23 protein-coding genes are annotated in these 26,674 nt (G+C 56.1%); 17 read left to right on the top strand and 6 right to left on the bottom strand.

Annotation, left to right across the window (positions count from 1 at the left end; all coding sequences use genetic code 11):
- Nucleotides 1–200: 200 nt before the first annotated feature.
- From ACM43_RS05100 to ACM43_RS05060, 9 genes are all read left to right on the top strand, one after another.
- Complete coding sequence (locus ACM43_RS05100; RefSeq protein WP_128262902.1) at nt 201–1,403, top strand: polysaccharide biosynthesis/export family protein; 1,203 nt, start codon at nt 201–203, stop codon at nt 1,401–1,403.
- Between the two features lie 9 nt (nt 1,404–1,412).
- Nucleotides 1,413–2,156 (top strand): hypothetical protein, encoded by a 744-nt coding sequence (locus tag ACM43_RS05095; RefSeq protein WP_271538560.1) that lies wholly within the window; start codon nt 1,413–1,415, stop codon nt 2,154–2,156.
- A 67-nt stretch (nt 2,157–2,223) separates the two neighbouring features.
- Nucleotides 2,224–3,672, top strand: coding sequence for an O-antigen ligase family protein (locus tag ACM43_RS05090; protein ID WP_271538558.1), 1,449 nt, complete (start codon nt 2,224–2,226; stop codon nt 3,670–3,672).
- A 142-nt stretch (nt 3,673–3,814) separates the two neighbouring features.
- Nucleotides 3,815–4,429, top strand: coding sequence for a hypothetical protein (locus ACM43_RS05085; RefSeq protein WP_271538556.1), 615 nt, complete (start codon nt 3,815–3,817; stop codon nt 4,427–4,429).
- A 12-nt stretch (nt 4,430–4,441) separates the two neighbouring features.
- Complete coding sequence (locus ACM43_RS05080) at nt 4,442–5,110, top strand: class I SAM-dependent methyltransferase (protein WP_271538554.1); 669 nt, start codon at nt 4,442–4,444, stop codon at nt 5,108–5,110.
- A 50-nt stretch (nt 5,111–5,160) separates the two neighbouring features.
- A complete protein-coding gene (locus tag ACM43_RS05075) occupies nt 5,161–6,309 on the top strand; it encodes a glycosyltransferase (protein ID WP_271538552.1) in 1,149 nt (382 codons plus the stop codon).
- Nucleotides 6,310–6,316: 7 nt separating this feature from the next.
- Entirely contained in the window at nt 6,317–7,450 is a 1,134-nt protein-coding gene (locus tag ACM43_RS05070; protein ID WP_271538550.1) for a glycosyltransferase, read from the top strand.
- Nucleotides 7,443–8,360 carry a glycosyltransferase family 2 protein gene (locus ACM43_RS05065; protein WP_271538548.1) on the top strand — a complete coding sequence of 306 codons (918 nt, stop codon included), beginning with the start codon at nt 7,443–7,445 and terminating at the stop codon, nt 8,358–8,360. The genes ACM43_RS05070 and ACM43_RS05065 overlap by 8 nt, the downstream gene beginning before the upstream one ends.
- Before the next feature lie 22 nt (nt 8,361–8,382).
- Complete coding sequence (locus ACM43_RS05060) at nt 8,383–9,519, top strand: glycosyltransferase (protein WP_271538546.1); 1,137 nt, start codon at nt 8,383–8,385, stop codon at nt 9,517–9,519.
- A 131-nt stretch (nt 9,520–9,650) separates the two neighbouring features.
- Here ACM43_RS05060 and ACM43_RS05055 read toward each other — a convergent pair whose 3' ends face one another.
- Nucleotides 9,651–9,896, bottom strand: a complete 246-nt coding sequence (locus ACM43_RS05055; RefSeq protein ID WP_271538544.1) for a hypothetical protein — start codon at nt 9,894–9,896, stop codon at nt 9,651–9,653.
- Between the two features lie 251 nt (nt 9,897–10,147).
- Between ACM43_RS05055 and ACM43_RS05050 the strand changes: the two genes are divergently transcribed.
- The 4 genes from ACM43_RS05050 to ACM43_RS05035 all read left to right on the top strand — a co-directional run bounded on the left by ACM43_RS05050 (nt 10,148) and on the right by ACM43_RS05035 (nt 16,050).
- Nucleotides 10,148–11,305 carry an acyltransferase family protein gene (locus tag ACM43_RS05050; RefSeq protein ID WP_271538542.1) on the top strand — a complete coding sequence of 386 codons (1,158 nt, stop codon included), beginning with the start codon at nt 10,148–10,150 and terminating at the stop codon, nt 11,303–11,305.
- Nucleotides 11,306–11,327: 22 nt separating this feature from the next.
- Nucleotides 11,328–12,665 carry a lipopolysaccharide biosynthesis protein gene (locus ACM43_RS05045; RefSeq protein ID WP_271538540.1) on the top strand — a complete coding sequence of 446 codons (1,338 nt, stop codon included), beginning with the start codon at nt 11,328–11,330 and terminating at the stop codon, nt 12,663–12,665.
- Nucleotides 12,666–12,692: 27 nt separating this feature from the next.
- Nucleotides 12,693–14,180, top strand: a complete 1,488-nt coding sequence (locus tag ACM43_RS05040) for a hypothetical protein (RefSeq protein ID WP_271538537.1) — start codon at nt 12,693–12,695, stop codon at nt 14,178–14,180.
- A gap of 235 nt (nt 14,181–14,415) precedes the next feature.
- Nucleotides 14,416–16,050, top strand: a complete 1,635-nt coding sequence (locus ACM43_RS05035) for a hypothetical protein (protein ID WP_271538535.1) — start codon at nt 14,416–14,418, stop codon at nt 16,048–16,050.
- Between the two features lie 92 nt (nt 16,051–16,142).
- Here the strand turns inward: ACM43_RS05035 and ACM43_RS05030 are convergent, their stop codons facing one another.
- From ACM43_RS05030 to ACM43_RS05015, 4 genes are all read right to left on the bottom strand, one after another.
- Complete coding sequence (locus ACM43_RS05030) at nt 16,143–16,526, bottom strand: hypothetical protein (protein WP_271538533.1); 384 nt, start codon at nt 16,524–16,526, stop codon at nt 16,143–16,145.
- A complete protein-coding gene (locus ACM43_RS05025) occupies nt 16,517–17,173 on the bottom strand; it encodes a hypothetical protein (protein ID WP_271538531.1) in 657 nt (218 codons plus the stop codon). The genes ACM43_RS05030 and ACM43_RS05025 overlap by 10 nt, the downstream gene beginning before the upstream one ends.
- 71 nt (nt 17,174–17,244) lie before the next feature.
- On the bottom strand, nt 17,245–19,461 hold the full coding sequence (locus tag ACM43_RS05020; protein WP_271538529.1) for a polysaccharide biosynthesis tyrosine autokinase: 2,217 nt from the start codon (nt 19,459–19,461) through the stop codon (nt 17,245–17,247).
- Nucleotides 19,462–19,538: 77 nt separating this feature from the next.
- Entirely contained in the window at nt 19,539–21,038 is a 1,500-nt protein-coding gene (locus tag ACM43_RS05015; RefSeq protein WP_271538526.1) for an undecaprenyl-phosphate glucose phosphotransferase, read from the bottom strand.
- Nucleotides 21,039–21,301: 263 nt separating this feature from the next.
- On the opposite strand from ACM43_RS05015, the gene ACM43_RS05010 reads away from it, so the two are divergent.
- The 4 genes from ACM43_RS05010 to ACM43_RS04995 all read left to right on the top strand — a co-directional run bounded on the left by ACM43_RS05010 (nt 21,302) and on the right by ACM43_RS04995 (nt 25,419).
- Complete coding sequence (locus tag ACM43_RS05010) at nt 21,302–22,291, top strand: ABC transporter substrate-binding protein (RefSeq protein WP_271538524.1); 990 nt, start codon at nt 21,302–21,304, stop codon at nt 22,289–22,291.
- 221 nt (nt 22,292–22,512) lie between these two features.
- Nucleotides 22,513–22,785 carry a hypothetical protein gene (locus ACM43_RS05005; RefSeq protein ID WP_271538522.1) on the top strand — a complete coding sequence of 91 codons (273 nt, stop codon included), beginning with the start codon at nt 22,513–22,515 and terminating at the stop codon, nt 22,783–22,785.
- 292 nt (nt 22,786–23,077) lie between these two features.
- Nucleotides 23,078–24,052, top strand: a complete 975-nt coding sequence (locus tag ACM43_RS05000; protein WP_271538520.1) for a GDP-L-fucose synthase family protein — start codon at nt 23,078–23,080, stop codon at nt 24,050–24,052.
- Between the two features lie 59 nt (nt 24,053–24,111).
- Complete coding sequence (locus ACM43_RS04995) at nt 24,112–25,419, top strand: WcaI family glycosyltransferase (protein ID WP_271538518.1); 1,308 nt, start codon at nt 24,112–24,114, stop codon at nt 25,417–25,419.
- 94 nt (nt 25,420–25,513) lie between these two features.
- Here the strand turns inward: ACM43_RS04995 and gmd are convergent, their stop codons facing one another.
- The gene (gmd, locus tag ACM43_RS04990) at nt 25,514–26,605 is read right to left on the bottom strand and encodes a GDP-mannose 4,6-dehydratase (RefSeq protein WP_271538516.1); all 1,092 of its coding nucleotides are present in this window, start codon (nt 26,603–26,605) and stop codon (nt 25,514–25,516) included.
- Nucleotides 26,606–26,674: the final 69 nt, after the last annotated feature.

Raw genomic sequence — 26,674 nt, 5'->3', positions numbered from 1 at the left:
GCCCTTGAGTCGGGCGGTTTGCTGTCGAACTCGGCACACGAAATACAACAAATAGTCACAAAGGGTTAAACTAGGCCCCAAACAGTGGCCCGCACGCAACAGTAGCCCACGGATCGCTCCGTTAACCAGCGGGAACCCTTGTCGCACCACCCCCTAGGCCGTACCAATTTACGTCACTTGGGGACCCACGGGCGCGATTCATGTCATCTATTGCCAAGACCTATGTGTTGAAGCCAGCTTTTCTGCTGGCCGCTTTAGCGCTCGGGGCCTGCTCGACCAATCCGGGGTCGGGACCGCTCACCGACGACGTCAACAACAAGATCCAGACGGAAAACGCGCCGGCCTACGAGCTGGTGCCGCTCAATCCGGCCACCGTGAAGATCCTGCACACCCATGAGCCCAAGGGCCTCGCCGGCGTGTTCACCGACCGCCGCCCGCCTGCCAGCATCGTGTTCGGCATCGGCGACGTCGTCAGCGTCACCATCTTCGAAGCCGCGGCAGGCGGTCTCTTCATCCCGGCGGAAGCCGGCGTCCGCCCGGGTAACTATGTGACGATCCCGGATCAGTCGGTCGACAATGACGGCTTCATCACCGTGCCCTATGCCGGTCAGATCAAGGCGGCGGGCCTGACGGCGGTCCAAATCCAGCGCGCGATCGTCGAGAGGATCGGCAACCGCGCCATCGAGCCGCAGGCGGTCGTGGCGATGTCCTCGCAGCGCACCCAACTGATCAGCGTGCTCGGCGAGGTCAATTCGCCGGCGCGTTATCCCGCGAGCGCGGCTGGCGCGAAGGATCGCGTGCTCGATGCGATCACCCGCGCCGGCGGCATCAAGGGCCAGGGCTTCGAAACTTGGGTCATGCTGGAGCGTGGCGGACGGCGGGCCACCGTGCCATTCGAAAATCTCGTGATGGCGCCCGAGAACAACGTCTATGTGCGGCCCGACGACAGCATCTACGTCTACCGCGAGCAGCAGAAGTTCCTGGCATTCGGCGCCAGCGGCCAGAGCGGCGAGTTCAACTTCGACGCCTGGCGCATCAATCTCGGCGAAGCCGTCGGCAAGGCCGGCGGTCTCCTGGACGGCCAGGCCGATCCGGCTGCCGTGTATCTCTATCGTCGCGAGCCGCGCGAGGTTGCGGCCCAGCTCGGCATCGACGTGAGCAAGTACACCTCGGAGACGATCCCGGTCATCTTCAACGTGAACTTCCGCGATCCCGGCGGCTTCTTCCTCGCCACCAAGGTCATGATGAAGAACGGCGACATCATCTACGTCTCGAACTCGCGCAACGTCGAAGTTGCCAAGTTCCTGAACTACCTGCGTGTGATCATGGCGACCGGCAGCGACAGCATCAATCTCGCCAACGACGCCCTGATCTTCCGCAACAACATCAAGCTGGCGCCGTAAGACGCCGACTTGATCGACCAAATCGATGGCACCGGGGCTTTGTCCCGGTGCCATTTTCGTTTAGCAATCGAGGCGGTTCTGCTGCGCCGACGAGCCCGGGATCTGGATCAAGGCGCCACTCGGCACGGGCGCGCCGGTCATCGGTCACCCCGCGGTCTTGCAAGGGGCTTCATGCGCTTTCGAACATTTTGCCGTCTTCTGGCTCTCGTCCCGCTTACCTTCGCGCTTGCACCGGTCGGGCCGGTGCTCGGCGCTGCCGCGGAGCTGGGCGTCCGCCACCGCATCGACGTGATGGTGTCCGCCGAGCCCGATGCTCCCGTGCTGTCGCGCCTCAAGGGCGCCAGGGGCGAGCTGTCCTTCACGGTTCGCCTCTCGGCGAACTCCAAGGAGAGCAAGTTCTTCGGGATGCTGCGCCCGTCCTTCCCCGACATCGTCGTGCCCGACGGGCCGGGCAAGCCGCTGGTGCAACAGACCAAGCTCTGGGAGGAGGAGATCTGCCATCAGCGCCGCGGCCTGCCGAAGGTCACGGTGACCCAGCTCGGCGGGCATTTTGCGCAAGGGGAGGGGCGGATCGAGATTTCCGCCATCACCCGGCACATCGGCGTTCTGGTCCCGCCGGATGAATTAACCCCCGGAATAAAGCTCGATCAGGGGAGTGATAGCTTTGGACTATTCTACGCGTTCCGCGCTCAGAGCCGGAACAGCCGCCTCAACGTGGATCTGAAGATCTATCCCATCGATTGCTTCCTCTAAGCCCAGAGCACAGCTCGCAAGAACGACGATGCGCCTTTGGCTTCCCAAAATTCGCTGGTCATGGAGCTTGCCCGCGGCCTTCATCCTGTTCTTCGTGGCCGCCGGCGCGCCGTTTCCGTTCGGCTCGACCAATGATCTGTCGATCGCGTTCTGGTGCCTGTGCCTCGGGATCGCGGTGATCTTCGCGCCGACGCGCGATCTGCGGACGCCGCATCTCTGGCTGCTCGCCGGCATCGGCGTGATCGTCGCCGCTTACGCTTTCGTGCTGCACGAGCAGCTCTCCGACCATCCCTGGGTCGCGCCGTTCCAGCCGATCTGGAAGCAGGCCTCGGATCTGCTCGGCGTGCCGATCGCTCCGTCGGCGTCGATCGTCAAGAACGAGGCGTTCTTCGCCCTCGGCGCGCCGCTCGCCAACATCCTTGCCATCGTGCTCGGCATCACCGTCGGCGCCGATCGGATGCGTGCGCGCCGCCTCGTCTGGGTGATCGCGATCTCGGGCGCGGCTTATGCCCTTTACGGCGTACTCTCGTTTCTGATCGAGCCCACCATGATCCTGTGGCGCGACAAGACGGCCTATCTCGGCAGCGTCACCGGCACCTTCATCAACCGCAACACGGCGGCGGCCTATTTCGGCTCGGCCGCGGTGATCTGGATGCTGCTGATCCTGGAGGACGTCCGTCGCCGCCTGCCGGAGCGGCACATCGAGTGGCGGCGGCTGTCGCTCGACCTGCGCGCGATCCCGCCGAGAGAGATCCTGCCGCAGCTCGCCTGCCTGCTGATCTGCCTGATGGCGATGTTCATGACGACCTCGCGCGCCGGCGTCGGCCTGTCGCTGCTGGCGATGATCGTCGCCTTCACGCTGTTCCTGCGCAAAGACCTGCCGCCGCGCACCGGCATCTGGATCTCGCTCGGCTCTGGCCTTGCCGTCGCGCTCGGCCTGCTGCAGCTGCTCGGCGGCCGCGTCTCCAGCCGCTTCGACAGCCAGGGCCTGGTCGACGAGGGCCGCATCGAGGCCTGGAAATCCACGCTGCGGATCATCGCCGACAATCCCTGGTTCGGCACCGGCATGGGCACCTTCCAATGGGCCTTCCCGCCGTATCGCAGCCCCAACATCTCGATTCGCGGCGTCTGGGATGCCGCGCATTCGACGCCGCTGGAGCTTGCCTCCGAGGTAGGCATCCCCATGGCGCTGCTGGTGGCGCTCGGCTGGGCCATCATGCTGCTGGTTCTGGCGCGGGGCGTATTCACCCGCCGGCGCGACGTCATCATCCCGCTGGCGGCGGCGGCGACCGCAACGCTGTCGCTCTTGCATTCGTGCCTCGACTTCACGCTCCAGGTGCCCGGCTACAGCATTCCGTTCTTTGCGCTTTTCGGCACGGGCCTGGCGCAGTCCTTCTCCAGCCGGGAAGCTCGCCCCACGACGGATGCCGTCGCTACCGCACCGCGAGGCGAGGGCTGCCCGGCAACCGCAGCAACAGCCCCGCGGGCGAAGGGCGAGCTTCACAAAACTGTCTAGATTTGAAGCAGTTGCGCCGTTTACGAAGATTTTAGTATAAATGGACAGCCCTTCTTTCTTTCGCTAGGTTCTTGCACTGCACAGCCATATTGCCCGGGCCGAGGAAGCAGATCGGGGCAGCTGATTTTTTGGAGGTTGTTTTATGAGCGTTATCAGAAACGCGCTTCGCATGGCTGCCGCCGCGGCCCTCGCCGCCACGATCACATCGGCCGCCAACGCCGCCATTTACCCGCCGCAGCGCCAGCTGCCGGTCACCGTGATTTCCGAGTTCAAGGCGGCCCCCAACAGCCTGCTGCAGCAATATCCGACCGGCGGCCCGCAGCTGATCTCGCGCGTGCGCGATCTCGGCGCCTCCGATCCAACGACGCTGCCGGGCCTGATCGCGCTGCTGAAAGATCCTGCGACTACCACCGACCAGATGCGCGCGATCGTCGCCGGGCTCGCCCAGGTCGCACGCATGGCCGCGCAGCAGGATCAGGCCTACGCCAATGAGATCCAAACGGCGATCGCCGGTACCGGCAACCCAGACGTGATCGCCGCCTACCAGGCCGCGACTGGCGACGTGGCAATCGCCGCGGCCGGCGGCGGCGCGGGCGGTGGCGGCAGCGGCGCAGGCGGCCCGACCGGCAGCGGCTTTCCCACCGGCGGCGGCAGCAGCGGCATCGTCGTGTTCGGCAACAACACCACGGCCAATAGCGCGCCCAATACCGGGAGTGGTGGCGTGGGCGCCAGCACGAACAGCGTTAGCCCTCGCTGAGTTTTGGCTGATATGGATTATTCAACTCCGGCGGGCGACGATTATCATCGCGTCCGGCACCAGGATATTCTCTCAGACCCTAGATTGATGCGTGCTTGGGGGCAGTACGCTATCGTGACTTACTTCTCAGAGGTTAAGCCCCTTGAGACTGTACTGGAGATAGGAGCTGGGACGGGTATAAATATCGCCGAGCTCAGCAAGATTCGGAGCGTTGAGGCGATTGAGCCGTCTCAATTCGCACGCAGCCATTGTGCCGCCTTCGGTGTAAAAGTTTATTCCGATTGGTCGGAATTGGTGCCAAGTCAAAAGTATGACTGGATTCTTCTCCGACATGTTCTTGAACATGTACCGGAGCCCAAAATCTTTCTCGAGAACATTTTAGGGTTATTGAAGGCCAGGGGCAGGCTAATAGTCGTCGTTCCCTGTGAAGATGCATTTTCGGAGATTCGCGAGGACGACATCAACCATCATTTGCATTGTTGGAATAGGCAAACGCTAAGCAATTTGCTCAAACAATCGGGGTTCGATGTCGTCTCGGATCGCGTCAATTGGTATAACGGGCGCCGGTTGAGTTACCCAATCCTGCAAATTTTTGGTCCGGAAGCTTATAGGCGTGCGCTCACCGCTATCGGGCGGATGACAAGAAGCGCGGAGATCATAGTCACTGCGACGAAACGCTGAGACCGCTTCGTCCGGAATGATACCGTTGTTGATTCTGGAAGCGCGAGCCTATGAAGTTTTTGCGATTAATTGCGAGCTGCGATACTCGAACTGGCGGACCTATTGCGGGGCTATTGCGTTCCTCGAAGGCGCTGGCGGCAATGGGACACGAGACGCATATTGCGACGCTTGACGATCCGAGCACTGACTGGGTCAAGCGATCCGAATTCAAGACAATTGCCTTGGGGCCCTCCCAGCCAATTTATGGTTACAATCCCCGCTTGACCGATTGGGTGGTCTCGAACGCCTGCAATTACGACGTCGCGATAATCCACTGCATATGGAATTACATTTCTCTGGGGTCGTGGAAGGGATTAAGAAAAACGGGGTTGCCGTATTTCGTCTTCTTGCATGGCTCTCTCGACCCATGGCATCGCGAGTTCTACCCGATCAAACATCTTTTCAAGCAGGCGTTCTGGTTGGGAGTTGAAGGCAAAGTCTTGCGAGATGCGCAAAAGGTTCTGTTTACTTCTGAAGAAGAGAGGCGACTCGCTAAGAATGCATTTTGGGGGTATCAAAATTACTCCTGCGAGGTCGTTGCTTATGGTGCCTCGAACCCTAGTGGAGATCCCACTGCCCAGATCGCTTCATTCCGAAATTTTTGCGAGCTCACGAGGGACGAGCCCTATCTTCTGTTCTTGAGTCGCATCCATCCCAAGAAAGGGATCGATAGCTTGATCTCAGCGTTCGCTAAACACGCCCCTGCAGCAATGCAGCTGGTGATAGCCGGACCGGATCAGGTTGGTCTTCAGCACGAGCTCATGCGTCAAGCGGCTGATCTTGGAATCTCAAATCGCATCAAATGGCCGGGTATGCTTGAAGGGGATCTGAAATGGGGTGCCTTCCGAGGCGCGCAGGCCTTCGTGCTTCCTTCCCACGGCGAGAACTTCGGCATCGTGCTTGCTGAAGCCATGGCGTGTTCGACGCCAGTCTTAACGACGCAGAAGGTGAATATATGGCGCGAGATTGAAGCCTCTGGCGGTGGCATTGTCGTTGCGCAGGCGAGTGACTTTGACGATGCGCTTCAGGCTTTCTTCCAGCGGAGCCCGGGACAAATCGATGAAATGCGGCGGCAGGCTCGTCGATGTTTTCTCGATAAGTTTGAAATTGGTCAAAGTGCATCCGATTTGCTCCGACTGGCTGCAGAGGCGGTTCAGTAGGTAAGCGATGCACATCATTCACTTCTGTGCTTCTCCGGTCGATATTAGTTCAGATCGTGGAGGTGTTTCCAATGTTGTTGCCGAACTAGCCAAGTGCGGCGTTGCAAAAGGGATACAGACCACTGTGGTCTGTACCAATAAGACCCTTGGCAAGCAAATTACGCGCGCGAGCGAATCTCACGATGGTCAATTGTCCATCGTCACCCTGAATTCGGATCTTGTATCTCTCGTAAAAGGACTGCGAACTGTATTTGCGTCCAAGCCCACAGTGGCCCATGTGCATGCGGGCTTCAGTGTCTTCTCCACGCTTGCCATGCAGATGCTAATCAATAGGGGAGTTCCTTTTGTCGTTTCGCCTCATGGGAAGCTGACTAAGGGCATGCTGGCAAAGAGGCGCCAAATCAAAATGTGGTGGTGGTGGCTCCTCGAACGTCGACTTGTAAACGGTGCCTCAGCTGTCGGCGTATTCTCTCAGAACGAATCTGCCTATTTTGATCGACTTGGAATCGACCGGCCGATTCGGATCATTCCCAATGGAGTAAATGCTCCCAGTCTGCAAGACGTCCCTGAAGTGTCTTCCGTCAGTGAGCCCTATTTGCTCTTCTTTGGTTATCTGGACCCTCGCAAACAGCCAGATTTACTAATCCGCAGCTACGCCGCGACCACCGCTGCACGCAAATCGCACCTTCTCGCTTTCGTTGGGCCGGATGCTTATGGATTGAGGAGCAAGTTAGAGAATGTAACTGCCACGCTGCGGCTAACTGAAAGAGTGAGATTTCTCGGTCCTGCTTACAATGGCGAAAAGTGGTCTCTACTCAGAAACGCAACTGCTGTGCTTCTCCCGAGCTTGGCTGAGGGGATGCCGCTTGCCTTGCTGGAGGCTGCATGTGTCGGCACACCCACCGTCTTTTCGAAGGAGTGCAACGCCCAACTCATCTCGGATGCCAAGGCAGGTGTGGAAGCTGCTGATTTTGACGAAATGACTTGGGCTGCCGCTATGGATCGGATTGTCAGTCAATCGGATGATCGAAAAAGCATGGCAAAAAACGCGCTGGAGCTATCAAAGTCTTTCTCGTGGTCGAATATTTCTAGTCGCTGGCTTGACCTCTATACCGATTTAGAGGGCGGTGATCATGGGTAAGCTCTCCCTAACCGTCATAATTTTGACTCTTAATGAAGAGCGCCATATCGAGCGGGCAATCAGGTCCGTGGAGGCTTTCGCATGTTCGATATTTGTCGTTGATGCGGGGTCAAAGGATTCAACGTGTGACATCGCAAAACGGCTTGGGGCCGTCGTTACCGAACATCCTTGGAGAAACTACGCAGATCAGTTTCAGTGGGCGTTAGAGAATATGCCTACCAGAACAAACTGGGTCATGCGACTTGATGCCGACGAGATCATTGAGCCCGAGTTAGCGAGAGAAGTCTGCCAAAAGCTTGAGGCGCTCCCCCTCGATATCAGCGGCATATACCTTAACCGTAAACACGTATTTATGGGTCGCTGGATCCGGTTCGGTGGCAGATTTCCGCTCACGCTCCTCCGAATATGGCGAACGGGACACGCTCGCATCGAGCAGCGTTGGATGGACGAGCACATTGTTCTTATCCACGGCAGCGCGGTCACCTTTGAGAATACTTTCGCGGACTGCAATCTGAATGATCTTTCGTATTTCATCGAAAAGCATAACAAATATGCGACTAGGGAGGCGATTGATGTACTTGTTCGCCGTTATGAGCTGCTCGATGAGGACGATCAGTTACTGGCGCCGTCGAATAAGGGCCAAGCATCCAGGAAGAGAGTTTTGAAAGAGCGCGTGTTCAACAAACTGCCGTTCGAGGTGTCGACCACGCTTTATTTTTTCTTTCGTTACTTCATCCAGCTCGGCTTCCTCGACGGGAGGCCAGGCGCGATCTATCACTTTCTTCAGGGATATTGGTACCGCTTTTTGGTCGGCGCGAAGGTGGCCGAATTGGACCATGCCATAGGCCGGTTGCCCAAAAACCAAGCCGTCAAATTGCTGGCGACGTTGACTGGTCTTAAGGTTGGCTAGCTGTCGTCTTTGGAGTGAGAGAATGCCTTCGACGAAGCGTAACGCGGGCCTTAGAATCCTGATCGTCGGCCCTCATCCAGAATACGCAAAAAGACAACGCAGTATGAAGTTGTTCGCGGAGTGGTTCTATAGAGCCTGCTCTGAAATCGGTGTGGTCAAGGTAGTTCGGCCGAGCTCGATTTTCTTGAACCGCTTGACCGCCGATAGTCGTTTTGCAAAGTGGTTTGGCTATGTTGATCAATTTGTCCTGTTCGCCGTCGAGTTAGCTGGTCGCCAGGCCTTCTATGACGTTGTGATTGTATCGGATCATTCTAATGCGCCCATGGCGGCTCTCGTGCCAGGTCGGAAAATGCTTGTCATGGTTCATGATACCATAGCAATTCGGCAGGCTTTGGGGCGGTTACCGGGCAAGCCAAAGGCTAAGTTCTCTGGGCAACTTCTGCAAAAGGCGATCCTCGCAGTTTTGAGGCGCTGCTCAGGCTTGCTGACAAACCCGCAGCCGGTGCCAAACGAGTTGCACGACTTGGGCGTGGATACTCCTGTACGAGTCGTTGGGTGTCCCTTTGACTCTAGGCGGCTTCATAGTCTCGGCACGAGCGAGCTGATAGATGGTCGATACGTGCTGCACGTGGGATCCGACAATTACCGAAAGCGGAAGGCGGAACTGATTGAATTTTGGCGTGAGGTGGAGAAGCGTGATTCGTCACTTAAGCTAGTTCTCGCCGGAAACACTGAACCTAGGACAGTCGAGCTGATAAAAAGGTTCGCGCTTGGCTCGGTCGTTATTCTAAACGCTGTTGACGATACTGCGTTGGCTTCACTCTATCGGTCATGCGAGGCGCTCCTGGTGCCGAGTGAAAGCGAGGGATTCTGCATTCCGGTCTTGGAAGCGATCGCCTTCGAAAAACGTGTATTTACGCCTACAGATGTTTCCTTTTTCACCACGGTCTTCGGTTCAGCTGTCGAGCCATGCCTTGATCTTCACGGGAAGGATGTTGATTTCTTCGTAAGATGTTTGGCTGCCGGCACTAGTGCCGAGTGCCTTGAGCAAGGTCAGAAAATTCTTAGGCATTACTCTTGGGACCAATTTGTGGAGCGAGTTGTCGATGCAATTCGAAGCCGTGCGCCGATCTCAACAGAGGCGAGGTGCTCTCTGTGATCCGTTACGCCATCCAGACCCTGCTTTTTGCGTTCCCTTGGACGCTTAGGAGGCGCTTTCTATCGCTGCTTTGGGGTTACAAACTCGCGCCCGACTGCTATGTCGGTTTCTCGTGGATCGGGGCCAAGCGCCTACGAATGGAGAATTCTAGCAGGATAGGACATCTGACGTTCGTGAAGGGCGTTGCTCAACTCGAATTGGGCCGCTCCGCCCGGATAGGAAATTTGAATTGGATCACTGGTGACTCGGTAGAATCCGGATTGCTGGTCGAAGAACATGCCGCCATCACTCATCGCCATTTGATTGATTGTACGGCTCTGGTCACCATTGGCCAGTTTAGCACATTCGCGGGTTGGAGGTCTCAACTTCTCACTCATTCGATCGACGTCAGCCAGAGCCGTCAGACATCAGACCCGGTCCAAATTGGTCGATTCTGCTTTGTCGGTACTGGCGTCATAATTCTGAAGGGAGCTAGCTTGCCGGACTACTCAGTGCTGGCTGCGGGCTCAGTTCTGATAGATCGACCAACAGAGGAGTATACAATTTATGGCGGTGTCCCAGCCCGTCCGGTGGGGAAACTTCCGCGCGAGACAATGTATTTCAATCGAGGCTCAGGATTCGTGCACTGATGCTATCGCAAGAACAGCCAGTCCGAGCGAAAGCATTTGATGCTTCCGCCGTCCAAAGAGATATAGGATTAGACAAATTACGCGGGCTCGCGATCCTGCTGGTTATGATTTTTCATTTCTTTCAAGTTCCAAATCTTCCGAAATCATCGGCGTTGGATGAATGCGTCATCCACTTCGCGCGGATGGGATGGTGCGGAGTCGAGCTTTTCTTTTCTTTGTCGGGATTTCTCATTACTCGCATTATTCTACGAACGCTGCATTCCAAGCATTTCTTTCGCAATTTCTATATTCGGCGCACTCTTCGCATTTTCCCGCTGTACTACGCCTATCTGCTTCTTCTCTCTGCCGTTGTTGTCTGTGCGTTTATGTTAGGTCGTCTGCAAGAGCCGAGCTTTAATTCATTTGCCGCCGCCTCTCCGTTCCTGCTCGGCTATCTATCAAATTTCTATACCTTTTATACCGAGCAATTTACACCACTCGGTACCGGCCATTTCTGGTCGTTGGCAACCGAAGAGCAGTTCTATTTACTTTGGCCAGCGCTGCTTTTTCTAGTCCCACGCTCAAGCCTCCTACCATTCGCCGTGTCCTTACTAGCCTTTTCGCTGGTGCTCAGAATAGCGCTCGAATGGTTAGGAGCTTCGGCCGTTCAGATTTACGTGTTCTTCCCGGCGCGATTGGATAGCATCGTTTTCGGTGGCGTAGCTGCAATTATGTCTGAACGCTTTGATCCAAAATTGGTGCGGCGATATGCTCTACCTGTTTGCTGGATGTCCGGACTACTGTCCGTCTACCTGCTGTTCAAGTACGGGCCAACGGCGGAGCACCCGGCAGTTCATGTGTATGGGCTTACAGTATTCGGGCTGTTCTTTTCTAGCTTGGTTTGCTTGGTCGCGATCTCGGCCAGGAAAAGCCAGAGCTCAAATATATCGATACTCGCGGTATTCGGGACGTACAGCTATGGTCTCTACGTCATTCATGTTTGCGTTCGAGCTGCGCTCGTTCAGCTTTGGCCAGTGTCCCAACTGCACTTGAATAGCGTACTGCCCTCATTGGTCGCTTTTGCGACGCTTGGTATTTCGACCTCATTGGGATTGGCCATGCTGAGCTTCCATTTCTTTGAAGAGCCGTTTCTTCAACTGAAGCGAAGATTCAGCTAGCCTCGACCACAAAAGGCCCCCCATGCGCAACTTACTCACGCGGCTCACCAGCCACCGTTTGGGCCGCAACCTCACGGCGCATGTGTTCAATCAGATTGTCACGATAACAATTCAGCTTGCAACGATACCTATCCTGATCAAGGCCTGGGGCGTTCAAACTTATGGAGCTTGGCTCGTCCTAACAGCAATCCCCCAGTACTTGGCCTTTGCCGACCTCGGGTTCACTACAATTGCCAAGAACGAGATCGCAAGACTAGCTGTTGGCGGCAACAAGTCTGACGCCTTATCTGTATTCCAAAGTATCTTCTGGATGCTGACAGTCGCCGGGGGGGCCTTGCTTCTAGCGACAGGTGTTATCCTCCATTTCTTGCCAATTGGCGGCGTCTTCAGCATAGGGCCATTGAGTGACGGTCAGGCCAGGATCATCCTGCTGTCCCAAATCGCCGGTGTTGTTGCGTACCAGTTCTTCTATTTGTTCTGTGCTGGAATAAGGTCGGAGGGTTACCCCGCCACCGAAACCACGCTGGCAGCTCTGCTTCGAGCGAGCGAAACAATGGTTCTGCTCAGCTGCGCTTTGGAAGGGATCAACGTTGCTGCGGCCGCATTTGCATCAGTGCTTGTTCGCATTATCGCGACGCTTCTTTTGCCGCTGTGGCTGATGAGAATCGCGCCGTGGTTACACATTGGACTGTCGAACGCATCGTTCGTTTGGATTCGGCGTCTGTTTTTCCCATCTCTGACGTACACGTTAGTTCCGCTTACGACTGCCTTTGTGCTGCAGGGGCCGATTATCATACTGGGCGCGAATGCGACTGCCGTCGAGGTCGCACTCTATTCCACGGCTCGCACTGTTACTCGGATAGGAGTGGCTGGCGCAAACTTAGTAACGCAGGCATTCTTGCCAGAGTATAGTTTTGCACGAGGGAGAAGGGATTCCGCGCGAACCATCCGGCTGATCCGAATGCAAGTTTTGATCTTGACGGCAGGCATGCTGGCTTATGTCTGCACTCTCGTGTGGTTCGGTCCCGAGGTGATACACATACTTTCTCATAGTCAGCTCCAGACTTCTGGATGGTTGTTGTTGTTTCTTGCTGCAGCTGCGATTGCAGAAATGGTTTGGTCGAGCCTATTCGGCGTGCTGACGGTCATGAATGCTCACAGTCAGTCGGCACTGTGGTACGTTTTGATTGTAGGCATCGGAGCGGTATCCGCTCTCGTGCTGCGCCTTTCAGCGGCCGAGCCGTTGGCTGGACTTATTGCAGTTGTCCAAATAGTCATAGTGCTGGCGATCGCTAGAGAATTTGTCGCGTTCTGCACTAATATACTCGGAAGGCCCCAGATTGCGATCGACGCAAGCTAGGCACTCCGATTTGCAAGGTAACGTGTGATGGCTACCGTCTTGAGAGACCTCGCCGACAAGGACCGGACTTACTCTGATCGTTTTGACCGACGATTGCTCAGTGTTGCCCCTTGGTTGATGTACGTCCATGCCGGCCTTATCCTTGTGAATGCAGCCATCGACGGCCAATACCCGGCCAATGCGTATCATGCGGCAATGCTTTTACTGGCAGCATTGGCATTCTCAGTTTTGAACGATGGGATCTTGTTCATTCTGTTTACACACGTCTATTGGATGTTCTCCTTTATGACGTACTTTTATGCAAGCGTTCATGGCAATCTTGCCAGCTTTGGCTTGGTGGATCCAGCTGCCGCCGCTTTTGTTGCATTCTGTAGTCAATTTGCATGCACGGTCGCGTTATTGGTCGTAAAGCTTGGACCTAAGCCGTTTTCAGCATCCGTCAGGAGGACGAGGTGGGCGGAGGACCTCATCAAAGTCCAGCCGGTGATTCTATTTATCGGAATTGTGGGCGTTCTTGCAAAGCTTGCAGGAGCGGTTCCTGACGTATACGCAGGAGTACTGACATCCTTTATCTACATTTGGCTCGCGATACGCCTAGTCTCTCGTCGTTCAGGTAGTGGGCTTGATGTCCTGATGATCGTCGTTGGGACGCTGATCGTCATTAGTTCGATTCGATCGAGCTTGCGGACCGATGTGTTCGCATTTGTTTTATTGTTGGCAGTCTTTTTCTTAATGGCTTACCCCAGAACGATTTTTAGCTTTCGCAATATTGTATTCGCTTTTCTCGGCTTTCGCCTACTGTCGCTCTTCTCAGCGGTGTTGCTATACGCTCGGACTTTCAAGGAGAGTGGTACGTCGCTGATTGGAGTTGTGAGCGAAAAGTTATTTTCAGTCGAAGCTTTGCTCTACATTATCAATCCGCTTTCGACTGGATTGGCTCTGCCAACGACCGCAACAGTACGGAGCAGCATTTCTCCTCTATTTTTTGGATCTGATACAGGATTTCTTCCTCGTCTGACTCTGTTGCCCCAAATGGACATGGTTACGGGGCGGATCGGCGAAATTAAAGAGACCAACTGGGGAGAGGTCTTGAACGTTATAAATGCCATCTTGCCATCATTCGGCCAGGACAAAGATCTTGTCCTAAGCGACCGCATCATTTGGCAGCTAGGGCTTCGCGATCCTGGAACTGTAGCACGCCCAATGATCACTGCCGAGGCGGAATGGTTCTATATGGGAGGGATTTGGTCGGTTTTCCTAGCAAAGCTTCTCTTCGTTTACTTACTGTTTCTCCTATATCGCTACCTCTGCACGAAGTTCTGCTTGCGAAGCGTCGTTATCATCCTCATGTCGCAAACCCTAATATACATAGTATTTACAAGTACCGCCATCAGCGTGCTGGCTGTTACGGTACGCTCGCCGATCATCCTGATCTTGCTGCTCAGTTTGGTCGTGCTTGTCTGGCAGCTGGCTCATCCGCAGCGAAGGATTATATCATCCAATGGCAGTGACTAACCTTGCCTGCGCAGTACTCGCGGTAGTCGTTTTTGGACTTCAGACCGTTTCAGCGCGAGCCACCGAGAATTCGGACGTTGTCGCTCTACAACATGGTGTCGAGACTAGAAAACAGCTCGTGATTGATGCCGCTCGCACGCGGGGAAGCCCTTCGAAACATCCTAAATACGGATCATACGATGTAGTCGCGAATTCTGCCGGGAAAAGCTGCCCAAGCGCCGCAAATCTACAGTACATGGCCAACATGCTCCTGTTTGAAAGCTCTGAAGCGGAATTGCATCCAGATTTGTTCTCGTTGCCTCCTCTAACACGATTTGTCTATCAGCATTTCAACTGTTTTGACGAGATGCAGGCGCGAGATGTCATGACCGCACTGCAACGCAGGATTGATCTTTTCCAACACGGGACGACCAATCACGCGCTTATGTCTGCGAGTTCGTGGTATCTACTCGCTCAGAAATTCCCGAGCAATCGATGGGTTACCAGAGAGGGAAAGGTCCTAAGCTCTCGCCAAGTTCAAACAGAATACAAAAGGCTCCTTCTGCAAACCTTTGCAAGATGGCTCAGTGTTGGCAACGTTGAGCAGTATTCGCCAGTCTATGCCGTTCTTGACTTAATTCCATTGTTGAACGTCATTGAATATTCTGAAGATGCTCAACTAAAATCTGCCGCAAATGCTGTTGCAAACGTGATCATAGCAACGCTGTGGGTGAATAGTTTCGAGGGCTTGGTTGTTCCCCCTATCATCCGGGCATATCGCCCACAGCTGTATCGCAACGTTGGCTCTCAAATTGAACAGCGGGATAGCCCGGGCCTGCACATCAACTGGTTGTACTTTGGAGCGCCAGTTCGTCTTGCGCGGGACTTCTTAGCTCGAGGAGAACCCCTCTACGTCGGATTCCTCGCGACGAGCAACTGGATGCCGGACTCAATTGTGCTCGAACTGATCGACGTGCGCGTATCGCCCTATAGGCTTCAGTCAACGATCCCGGCATTCACTAAATGGGGTGCGGTTGGGAGAACGGAGGCGTACGGGAATGCTTATTTCAATTCAGACTATGCGATTGGCTCCGGTACGTTTCGCGTTTCCCCTTTCATGTACAATGCGTCCTCGCAAAGCTTTGCCATATTTTTTCGCGCCGGTTTGAAGTACCCATTCTTGGAATGTTATCATTCATACTGGTCCGCAAATGAGGGAACCAAGGGTCTTCTTCAAGACAGAATGTCGCCATTTCAGGAGAGCATTGTCGATGAGGACCGCGGTATGATCGTCTACAGAATTCCCGCTCGGGATCCGTTTAGAGCATCATCCTCAAATGCCGCTTTCCGTATGAGAAGTATGAGGGCGGAGGGGCTGATCCATAGCGCTACTTGCCGTTTTCCGGCGGAGCTTACTGTTCGAGCATCATCAGGTCTTTTACTTCTTGACGCTGGGCCGATTTACGTAGCGCTGCGCTATTTGTCCAACAGCAAAAAAGGTGGTGAACTAACAGACCAAGGCGAATTTAGCTATTTCGAGATTGAGGGGACGGATATTGTTGTATATTTTCGAGTATTCGCAAAGAAGGATGCTCCATCACAAACGGAAATCCTTTCTCAGATGGAGGGCGTCGTGCTCTCTTCCGAGCAGAACGGCAACTTCGCCGCAATCGATGGAAATGTTCGGTATGATTTGAAGTACCAATTGATCCAGGAAGGAGCCGGCGAAGATTTTACAATCGCAGCCATTCCTGAGGTCCGGAAGAACTTAGAACCATTTCCATTTATCTTACCGGAGAAGTTTGTAAGCAGTCCAAGGCTGGAGGGTGGACGTGATGGCGTGCTAATTCGTGGCCATGGAAGGGAGGTTGCCTATAAGGTCTCGTGGTGACGCTCGCGATTCTCTGTGTAATAGGCGGCGTTGATGCCGTTGAAGATCTCTAACGAGGTGCTGGATTTTCGACTGACAGCGGTAAACTCAAGCTACGCAAGCTTTTGAGTTAAGGTGTATCTGAAGATTGTGATGCCCTTCATCGCGCCGAGTATGGTGTCCACTCTTTGGTAGGGTCGGACGATGAAGCTTCGGCAGTGATCTGAATTTGCGTAACAGAGTTTTACACTGATTAGTTTGTTGCATTCATTTTTGATGCTTACGACATGGTCGAACATAGCTGGATCGAACGATTGCGCGCGAGCTGCGGCTTCAATATCCAAACATCGTTGCCCAAGCGGCCCCTTGATTGCATTGCCTTCCTCTCCGTTTCTACTGGATTGAGGAACGAAGGTCGGGCTCACTTGAGCGGAAGCAGCGTTCGAGTAGGCCAATAGAGCAATGATTGAGGCTCTCCTAACAAGCGCTAATTCCATGGCCTGTCTTCCTCAGGCTCGATTCCAGGCACAGTGATGTGCAGTCCGCGGCGCCGCAACTCTTTGCCCAACAGAAACTTCGCCTTAACTTCAGCAGAGGCGAGGCTAGCCAGAAGCTCAGCTCGCAATTGTGCCGGCGCATTCTCGAGAATTTGTCCTACTTCCCTCGTTAGCATCGCTTCCACTAGCCCGTCAAAATCCCTGATTGCGGATCGTCTATTGATGTCCGATAAATTAGAATATGCCCCAAGGGCCATCGGCAGTCTGCGTAGAGCGATCCACCCCTCGTTTGGTGCAGTCCTGTACGACGATGCCAGGAAGGCATTGAGGTTTGTAGAAAGGCCTTGATCGAGGATATCGATCCAGGAAAGTGACATCCATAGAAAGCCATCATTGGGTGAGAGGCGTATCGCATTGATGGCCTGGTGCTTTGCTTCACCAAGGGATCGATCCGTCAGTGCGCTGTCACCCTCCGCCAGGCCGGTCTCGGCCAAATATAGGTGTGTTATCGCAGCCGCTCGAACGTCGGTGTACGAGTAGCTCGAAGGCGGAGACGACGCGGCTTTGCGAATATTTCTGCTATCAAATTTCTGACCGGCCAAAATAGCGGTTGCGGTGCTCTTAATCGATCGGTTGATGCCTAACACCCAGGTATCGGTCGCGCTCCACCCTATCGCGCAAGCACCAGATAAGACCAAGATTGATCTCGCGATCCACGTCATTCGGTGTAGCCATATCTCGCATAATATTTCTCATAGTAATAGTCACCGTGATACGATTGATATCGACCTAGCGCAGCCGTATTGGCCTTGTTCAAGATCACTCCTAGCAGTCTGTCGTAGATTTCTGAGTTTTTAGCTAATGTGTGCCGAATGACACTCCGCTTCGTCTTTCCCCACTCCGCTACGTAAAAAAACGCATCTACGTAGGCTGTCGTAACCCTCGCATCCACGACTGGCGCAAGCGGGGACATGTCGACAATGACATAGTCGTATTGTCTCTTCAGCCTCTTCACGACCGACACCATCTGCTCGGAAGCCAGGAGCTCGCTCGTGTGCGCAAGGTTCGGGGCCGACCCTGCTGGCAAGAACGCGAGATTCTGGAGAATCTCCAAAGGTTGAAGCTCGTCATTGGACGAGGAGTTCGCGATCAGGTCGTACAAGCCGCCTGTAGTAGCCGTTATGCCGAGCTTTCGAGACAGCGAGGGATTCCGAAGGTCGCCGTCGATCAGGATCACTCGTTTGCCACTCTGCGCGATCAGATGCGCCAGATTCGAGGAAACGGTCGACTTTCCCTCGTTAGGCAAAGTCGACGTTATTCCAACAACCTTGCCTTGTGTGCGGTGATTGAGATCAACAGTAACCTTTAATGATCTGACAGCCTCGGCAAATCTCGATAGGGGGTGGTCCACGACATACTGCAGCAGCGAGGAGTTGAATTCTTCCCGGGAGGAGCGGACGCTCTTATCCGGTTTGATGGACGGAAGAATGAGGGCAGTTGAAGTTTGTAGTTCCATCTCGACTTGATCCGTGGTCCTGAACACATCGTCTGCGGCATCTCTCGCCATGGCCAAGCCAATGCTGATCCCGAGGCCGCCGATGATGCTAATCGCGAGCACGATCAAGGTCTTGGGAGAACTCTTCCTCAAGGGGCGGCTCGCAGGGCTAATGACGCGAGCCTCCGTGATTGGAAATGATTGCTGTTGCACCGATTCCATGTAGCGTTGAAGAAAATTATCATACATAGCTTGATACGATTGGGCATTGCTCTCCAGCTCGCGCAGCTGGATCTGCGCCTGGTTCGTGAACTGCGATTCCGAAACGATGTTGGAGAGGCTGTTCTTGATGCTGTCTTCCCTGGCCGCCGCGATATCATAATCGCTCTTGTAGGCTTGTTGGATTCTCTTCAGCTCGTCGGTGATGTTTTTCCTGATTTCCTGCATTTGCGTACGCAAGTTCACAGCGGCAAGGTGATCTCGTCCATACTTTACGGACCAGACGGATTCTTTTGCCGCCATGTCGACGTACTGATTTCTGAGCTTGACGATGGTCTCATTTTTCAGCGCGTCCGTGACGGATGCGTCTGGTATTTCCTGCTTCATGATGTCGTTAATGCGCTCAAGCCGAGCCTTCGCTTCGGCGGTCGCAGCTTTGGTGACGATCAACTGGCTGTTGATCTCAGCCAGTTGCTGCTCATTCATAAGTCGACCGCCTGTATCAACAATATTATTAGCTTGTTTGAAATCGACGACAGCCTTTTGGGCCGCGGATGCCTGTGTCCTTAGTTCCTTGATACGGTCTTGTAGCCATACACTCGCTCGGCGAGTTGCTTGATATTTGGCCTCGAGTTGATCCACGATGTACGCGTCGGCGATCGCATTTGCGATTCGCTCAGACTTTTCCGGCGACAAGGACGTAAATCCAATCTCCATGACATAAGTCAGGGCGACGCGCTTTATCGTCCGACTTTCCTCGAACTTGAGGAGTGCCGCCCGCATAAGTTCGTATTCAGACCTGGGGCCATTGTTGCCCAGGACGGCAGTGATTAGCTTGACGATCAAGCCAAGCGGGCCGCCACCTCCACCCGTGAATTCCGGATCTTCGGTGAGCTTGAGATCTCGGATGACAGCAAGACTTATGTTCTCAGACTTGAGTATCTCGACCTGTGTCTCGACGGTGGCGGAATCGACCGCAACATCTCCCAACATGGATTGCTGCTGGAAAAGCTGGACTTTCCGAGTATCAATGACCAGCGAAGCCGTGGCCGTAAACTTGGGGGCGGCCGTAAAGAGATAGAGAACCGCAAGCAATAGGCAGCAAGCCAAGGTCCCGACTACGAGGGGATATTGGCGACGCAAAATTTGCAGATATGTCTGCCAACCTTCTTCGGGTTGTTGAGCCTTTGAAAATGGTTCCAGCTTGTTGACTTGCAGCATCCTAGGCCCGGTGATCGCGAAAGCTATCGCATGAGGGTGAAAATCTGGATTCAGCCGATCGCAACCACTAGAGCGTACTAGTAGGCTTCCGGTTGCCATAAGGAGCGGATCGCAGTGGCGAACATCACCCGGAGGTCCAACCACAAGCTCCAATTGTTAATGTACCACAAGTCGTGCTCCACACGCTTCTGCATCTGCTCTAATGTCTTAGTTTCCCCGCGATAACCATTAACCTGGGCCCAGCCGGTGATGCCGGGCTTGACGTGGTGGCGGAAGGCGTAGTTGCCGATGATCTGCTCATATTCGTCGTTGTGGGCGGCCGCGTGCGGGCGGGGGCCGACCAGCGACATGTCGCCCTTGAGCACGTTGAAGAGCTGCGGCAGCTCGTCGATCGAGGTCTTGCGCAGCCATTTGCCGATGGGCGTGACGCGCGGGTCGTTCTTCTGCGCCTGCACGATCGTCGGGCCGTCCTCGAGCACGCGCATGGTGCGGAACTTGAAGATCCTGAACGCGCGCCCGCCGAAGCCGTGGCGGGTCTGGCGGAAGAACACCGGGCCCTTCGAGCTCAGCTTGATCAGGATCGCGGTCACCAGCATCACCGGCGCGAACACGAGCAGCGCAAGGCTGGCGCCGCAAAGGTCCAGCGTGCGCTTCAGCGCGCGCTCCTTCCAGGACAGCGGGGCGCGGCGCAGCTCGGCGGTGAAGGTGTTGCCGGTGCCTACAAGCGGATAGCGCAGGAAACGCGCCGTGTTGGGGTCCGGCACCAGGTGCACCGGCAGGGGGAGGATCTTCAGCGCGTCCAGGATGCTGTCGATCGCATGCCGCCGGCTCCAGTTGATCAAGAGGAAGACGTGCTCGATCCGCTCTTCGCGCGCGTAATTGATCAGCTCCTCGAAGCGCGGCGCCAGCGAGGAGAGCAGCAGCGGCGAGGCCAGCTCCTTAGCCGGGATCTCCATCACCCGCATCAGGCGGTAGCCGTGCTGGCCGAGGTCCTCGACCGTGTTGGACGAGGTGGCAAGGCCGAACTCGGCGATCAGAAGCGCCCGCCCGTTGGCGAAGGCGCCGGTGCGCAAGGCATGCGCGGTCCAGCGCGCCGCGATCGTCTTCCAGGCGATGAGCGCGGCAAGGCCGACCAGGTAGAAGGAGATGGTGGTACCGCGGGAAAACTCGTCGCTGACCTTCATCGTGAAGGCGATCGCCAGCAGCGCGCCGAACAGGAAGGTCCAGGTCGTCAGCGTCGTCCGGAACGTGCGGGGCAGGTTGGTGACCGTCTTGAGGCGATAGCCCTGCTGCACGAGGGTCAGCAGCACGAAGTTGATGGCCACCAGCACGCTCGCCGCGGCATAGACGTCCGCCTTGCCGAGCGTGCCCGCGGTGGCGAGGTGATACCCGACCGCGCATCCGATGCCGCTGACCACGATCAGCGCCGCATCCACCACCGCCAGCAGCCGTTCGACAACCACAGGTCGCAGCCAGCTCAGCGCAAAGCCTGGGGATGCCGGCGCGACTGACTCGACAACCCGGATTTCCGCAGCAGAATCAGCGACGGGCACCGGCCTTGTGGAAAGAATTGTCATCCTGCCAAATCCATTGACGTCAAAATTCACTAGCCCGAACAAGCCGTGCTATCGGGCAAAATCGCTGTTAGAACAAGGCGAAGGAAAAATTAACCTTACCCCACAAGCGTGCATTGTAGCTCATCCCGCCTCGACTGATATGTTAAATTTCACAACCCGTTAGGAAGTCCTCGTTGCCTCGCACCCAGTCCCGGCGGCGGACCCGGCCGAGAGGGAAGCGCTACCTCGCCATTGGCCTTGCGGCCGTCGCTTTGGTGGGACTTGTGCTTCTCCTTCTGCGCCCCGATGCGGCGCCGATCCGAGCTCCAACAGCGTCCAGGCCCGTCGCCATCAAGCTCCTCCTTGATGGGCCGTATGGCGCGCGGTTTGCCGGGGAGCTCGCCGCATCCAGGCAGGGATATTTCTCCTCCCGCATCGAGGTGTCGGCGCAGCCCGGTCCCGACTTCGTCCAAACCATTGCACGCCAACATGCCATCGGCGTGACGAGCGGCCAGAACTTCCTGCTGGCGAGCTGGCGCGGCGTCCCCGTGACTGCGTTTGCCGCAAGCTTCCTCGACACCTCTGTCGCGATCTTCACGCTCGAAAGCTCCGGCTTGCGGCGGCCGGCCGATTTGGTCGGAAAGCGGGTCGGATACCGCAGGGCGAGTGAGGGAGACGTCGTCTTCGATGCCATGATGGCGCAGCTCGGGCTGCCCCGAAGCCAGATCACCAAGGTGCCGGACCGCGACAGCTTCGAAGCCCTGCGGTCCGGGGAGGTGGATGCGATCATCGCCGCCATCGACGAGCAGCCGGATCCCACCAGCTCGACCTTCGTGAAGCTGAGCGTCATCAAACCGCAAGATTACGGTATCCATGTTCCTGGCTTGGTCTACTTCGCGAGCAATACTCTCGTCCATGAACAGCCATCCATGATTGCCGATGTCCTTCAGGGCCTCATTCGAGGATGGCAATTCACCTACGCGGACTATGCACGGAGCGTGCCCGTTCTTACGGGTACCGGACCGGCTGGCCTGAACCCTGAGCGGCTGAAATTCGAGCTGCAGCAGCAGCGCCCGCTGGTGCTGCCGACGGGCGGCCGCATCGGCGATTACGACGAAAGCCGCTGGCGGACGCTTCGGGATATCCTTCTCTTCGCCAAGCTGGGCGAGGAAGACGTGCCTTTGGCTCAAACGGTCAGCTACCAGTTCTTGCGGGATGTGTACCGCCGTTCACCCGACCTCGCGGCTCCAGGCGCGTGGAGCCAGGACAAATAGGACCAAAAAATAGGACCAAGAAGCCACACTTGCGCGCTATATCGTCCCAAAAGGCCCTCGGCCGCCCCGGCATCGGTTGCATTTCCGTCGTTGGCCTTGGTAAAGTTCGGTTCACTATTTGGGCTAGTTGCGGAGTGGCTTTACGGACCGTGACGTTAGTCGGCTGGGGTCTGGCAAGCGCGGGTCGGGGTTCAAATCCGCAGGGGCGAGGAGCTTTTTAGATGTTCAAGACGTTGATGCGAGCAGGTCTTTTGACTGCAACCGTTACCTTCTGCGCAGCGAGCGGAGCGAGCGCCGCAATGCAGATGCCCGCGCCGGCCGCGCTGCTCACAGGCGGGAGCCAGGTAACGCCCGTTACGTTCTGGGCGCAGCCGTATCCCTACCGGTATGTGCCGCGGCGCCATTGTCCGTTGGTGCGGGTCGAGACACCCTATGGCTGGTACATGGATCGCGTTTGCGCGCCGGTCGGTCCGGTCCTGCGTCGGGCGTACTGAGATCGAAGTAAACCGAGCGGCGGCTGCCGCCTGTCACCGATCGTTCTCAAGGCAGTCGCGCAATTGATGCGGCTGCCTTGCTCGTTTTTGTTTCATTGTGTGCTGATCATTTGTGCGCGCAGCGCAGGTTCACCATGAATATCTTTGTCGGGCCGGGACAGGCTGTCGCATGGTGAAGATTGTGTTAGCAGTTCGGCGGGGCTGCATCGGCAGCGTGATTGCGTAAAGCGGCTGGTCGCCGGATCTCGCCATGTGGTGCGATCCAGGCAGCCGGATGCTGATAGAGGATACGATGACAGCGGCTTCAACCTACGATCTCACGGGCAAACGTGTCTTCGTCGCGGGTCACCGCGGCATGGTTGGATCAGCTGTCGTCCGCCGGCTTGCATCGGAGAATTGCACCGTGCTCACGGCTGATCGGCGCGAGCTGGATCTGACGAAGGAAGAACCCACGCTCAAATGGCTCGAGGCCAATCGCCCGGACGTCGTGATTCATGCCGCTGCAAAGGTCGGCGGTATCGCAGCCAACAACAATTTCCCCGTCGACTTTCTCTGCGACAACCTTGCGCTGGAATTGAGCGTGATCCGCGCAAGTCACGCGGTTGGTGTGCGGCGCCTGCTGTTCCTCGGCTCGTCCTGCATCTATCCCAAGCACGCCAAGCAGCCGATCGCTGAAAGCGAATTGTTGACAGGACCGCTCGAACCGACCAACGAGTGGTATGCGATCGCCAAGATTGCCGGCCTCAAGATGTGCCAGGCGTATCGTCGGCAATATGGCGACGATTTCATCTCCGTGATGCCGACCAATCTCTACGGCCGCGGCGACAATTATCATCCGGACCATAGTCATGTGCCGGCCGCATTGATCCGACGTTTCCACGAAGCCAAGCTCGCCAATGCACCCAGCGTTTCCGTGTGGGGCACCGGCACGCCGCTCCGCGAATTCCTCAACGTCGATGATTTTGCGGATGCCTGCGTTTTCCTTCTGAAGAACTATTCGAGTGACCTGCCGATCAATGTCGGCACTGGCGACGAATTGTCGATTGCCGAGTTCGCGGCAGCGGTCGCGGAGGTCGTGGGCTACGGGGGCAAGCTCGCGTTCGATACATCCAAGCCTGACGGGACACCACGCAAGCTGCTGGATAGCTCGAGAATCCGAGCACTTGGTTGGCAGCCGAAAGTTGCCTTGCGGACCGGCCTTGCAGCCGCCTACGCAGATTATCTTCATGGCTACGGGCGTCATCTGGAAGTCGGCGCAACGCGCTGAGTAGACTAGTTAGATTGCTAGAGTTTTTTTATTCTGAAGTTTGAATTGGGGCGGGCTTTATGCGTGTTCTCTTGGTCGGCATCAATTATGCCCCCGATCTGATCGGTGTGGCGAAATACAACGCCGAGCTCTGCGAAAGTCTGGTCGCCGAAGGCCATGAAGTCAGAGTGATTACGGCGCCTCCCTATTACCCCGCCTGGAAAATCCCTCCTGCATTCAATTCCTCGTACTTCAGATCGAGAGATGTTGACGGAGTTCGAGTAACGCGTACGCCGATTTATGTGCCCGGACATCCCTCTGGCGTCAAACGGCTAGTCCATCACGCTTCATTCGCGCTCACGAGCTCGGCCCCGGTTCTTCTTGAGGCGCTATCCTGGCGGCCCGACGTCATGATCGCTGTCGCACCTTCGCTGATGTCGGCAGCCTTCGTCTCGTTCGTCGCTCGTCGCGTCGGCGCCAAATCATGGCTTCACGTGCAGGATTTCGAGGTGGATGCGGCGTTCGATCTTGGTTTGCTGCGCAATCCTTCTCTGCGGAAGTGGATGCTTCGAGTCGAAGCGGCGATCCTTAAGTCATTCGATAACGTTTCAACCATCTCTCATGCGATGGTGGAGCGATTGAGGATCAAGGGATTGCGGCCCGACAAAACCGCGGAAGTGAGAAACTGGATCGACACGACTGCGATCTGCCCGGGGGCTCGAGCGACCAAATACCGTCAACAACTGAACCTGGCTGAGAGCGATATCGTTGGACTTTATTCCGGCACGATGTCCAACAAGCAGGGTCTTGAACTCGTGATCGAGGCCGCGATTGGCCTGGAGCGAAGTCATCCGCATATCCACTTCATCCTTGCCGGCGAAGGGCCTCACAAGATGAGGCTCGAGCAGCTTGCAGCCGGACATCGCAATATCCACTTTCTCGGGCTTCAGCCCAATGACAGCTTCAATCAATTGATGGCCACGGCCGATTTCCATCTGATTCCGCAGAAGGCCGAGGCCGCCGATCTCGTGTTGCCCTCGAAGCTCGGCGCGATCTTCGCATCTGCTCGGCCGGTCATTGCGATGGCTGAAGAAGGTACCGGCCTCGCGGCGGAAGTCACGAATGCAGGCCTCGTGATTCCACCGGGAGATTCGTCGGCTCTCGAGCTTGCAATCTGCCAGCTCAGCGACGCGCCCGCCCTGCGTGAGCATTACGGCGAAGAAGGAAGAAGGCGAGCCCTTGATCGCTGGGATCGACGCACGATCGTGCGCCGGTGGTCGGACGCCATGACAGGGCAGGGCAATGCGACAGGGCGGACGAATGCCAGCCCGACGGGCTCTGCCAACGATATTGGGCTTCCGGTGGAGGATGCCGTTCGGTTGCCATGAGGCATTCGACAGCAGGATACGGCCCGAAAAGAATGAGCGCCGCAATGGGCGCTCATTTGCTTGCTTGAGTTGCTTGATAGCCGATCTATGAGAACTACTCGTGGCGCGGATAATATCTAAACCCGTGCTGCTTGATGAGCTCGTCGCGCTTTGCGGACCCGAGATCTTCCTTCATCATTTCTCGAACCAGGCTTTCGAACGACGTCTTGGGCTCCCAGCCAAGTTTCTGCTTGGCCTTTGACGGGTCACCAAGAAGTGTCGCGACCTCCGTGGGGCGGAAATAGCGAGGATCGACCGAAACGACGCACTTGCCGGTCTTGGCGTCATATCCCTTTTCTTCGACGCCGCTTCCATCCCAACGGATCGTCATACCGACTTCGTTGGCAGCGACATCGACAAAATCTCGGACCGAATGTTGCACGCCAGTAGCGATCACGAAATCCTCGGGCTTGTCCTGCTGCAGCATCAGCCATTGCATTTCGACGTAGTCGCGCGCGTGTCCCCAATCGCGCAAGGCATCCAGATTACCCAGATAAAGCCTTTCCTGCAGTCCCAAATGGATGCGCGCCAAAGCACGCGTGATCTTTCTGGTCACGAAGGTCTCGCCGCGGACCGGAGATTCATGGTTGAAGAGGATGCCGTTGCAGGCATACATCCCATAGGCTTCGCGGTAGTTGACCGTAATCCAGTAGGCATACAGCTTGGCGACCGCGTATGGTGAACGCGGATAGAACGGCGTGGTCTCCTTCTGCGGGATCTCCTGGACCAATCCGTAAAGCTCGGATGTTGACGCTTGATAGAAGCGCGCCTTCCTATCCAAGCCGGTAATACGCATGGCCTCGAGGATGCGCAGGGTGCCGAGACCGTCGGAGTTCGCCGTGTATTCCGGCTCTTCGAACGAAACGGCAACGTGGCTCTGCGCCGCAAGATTATAGATTTCGTCTGGCTGCACTTGGCCAACGATGCGGATCAGGCTCGAAGAATCGGTGAGATCGCCGTAGTGAAGCCGGAAGGGCGGGTCGGGCTCGTGCGGGTCGAGATAAAGATGATCAATGCGGTCCGTATTGAAGAGGGAGGTCCGGCGCTTGATGCCGTGAACCTCGTATCCCTTCTGCAGAAGAAGTTCGGCCAAATAAGCGCCGTCCTGCCCGGTGACGCCGGTAATAAGTGCTCGTTTCTTTGTCATATCAATCCCAAAATGGAAATTTGTGCTTACACGAAACTGACCTGGTTAGGGAGGGTGAACCGGGGCGAA

This window comes from Bradyrhizobium sp. CCBAU 45321 (assembly GCF_028128975.1).
In the GTDB taxonomy this organism is placed as follows: Bacteria; Pseudomonadota; Alphaproteobacteria; order Rhizobiales; family Xanthobacteraceae; genus Bradyrhizobium; species Bradyrhizobium yuanmingense.
The sequence above is the reverse complement of the archived record's forward strand: the minus strand, read 5'-3'. Positions and strand labels throughout refer to the sequence as shown.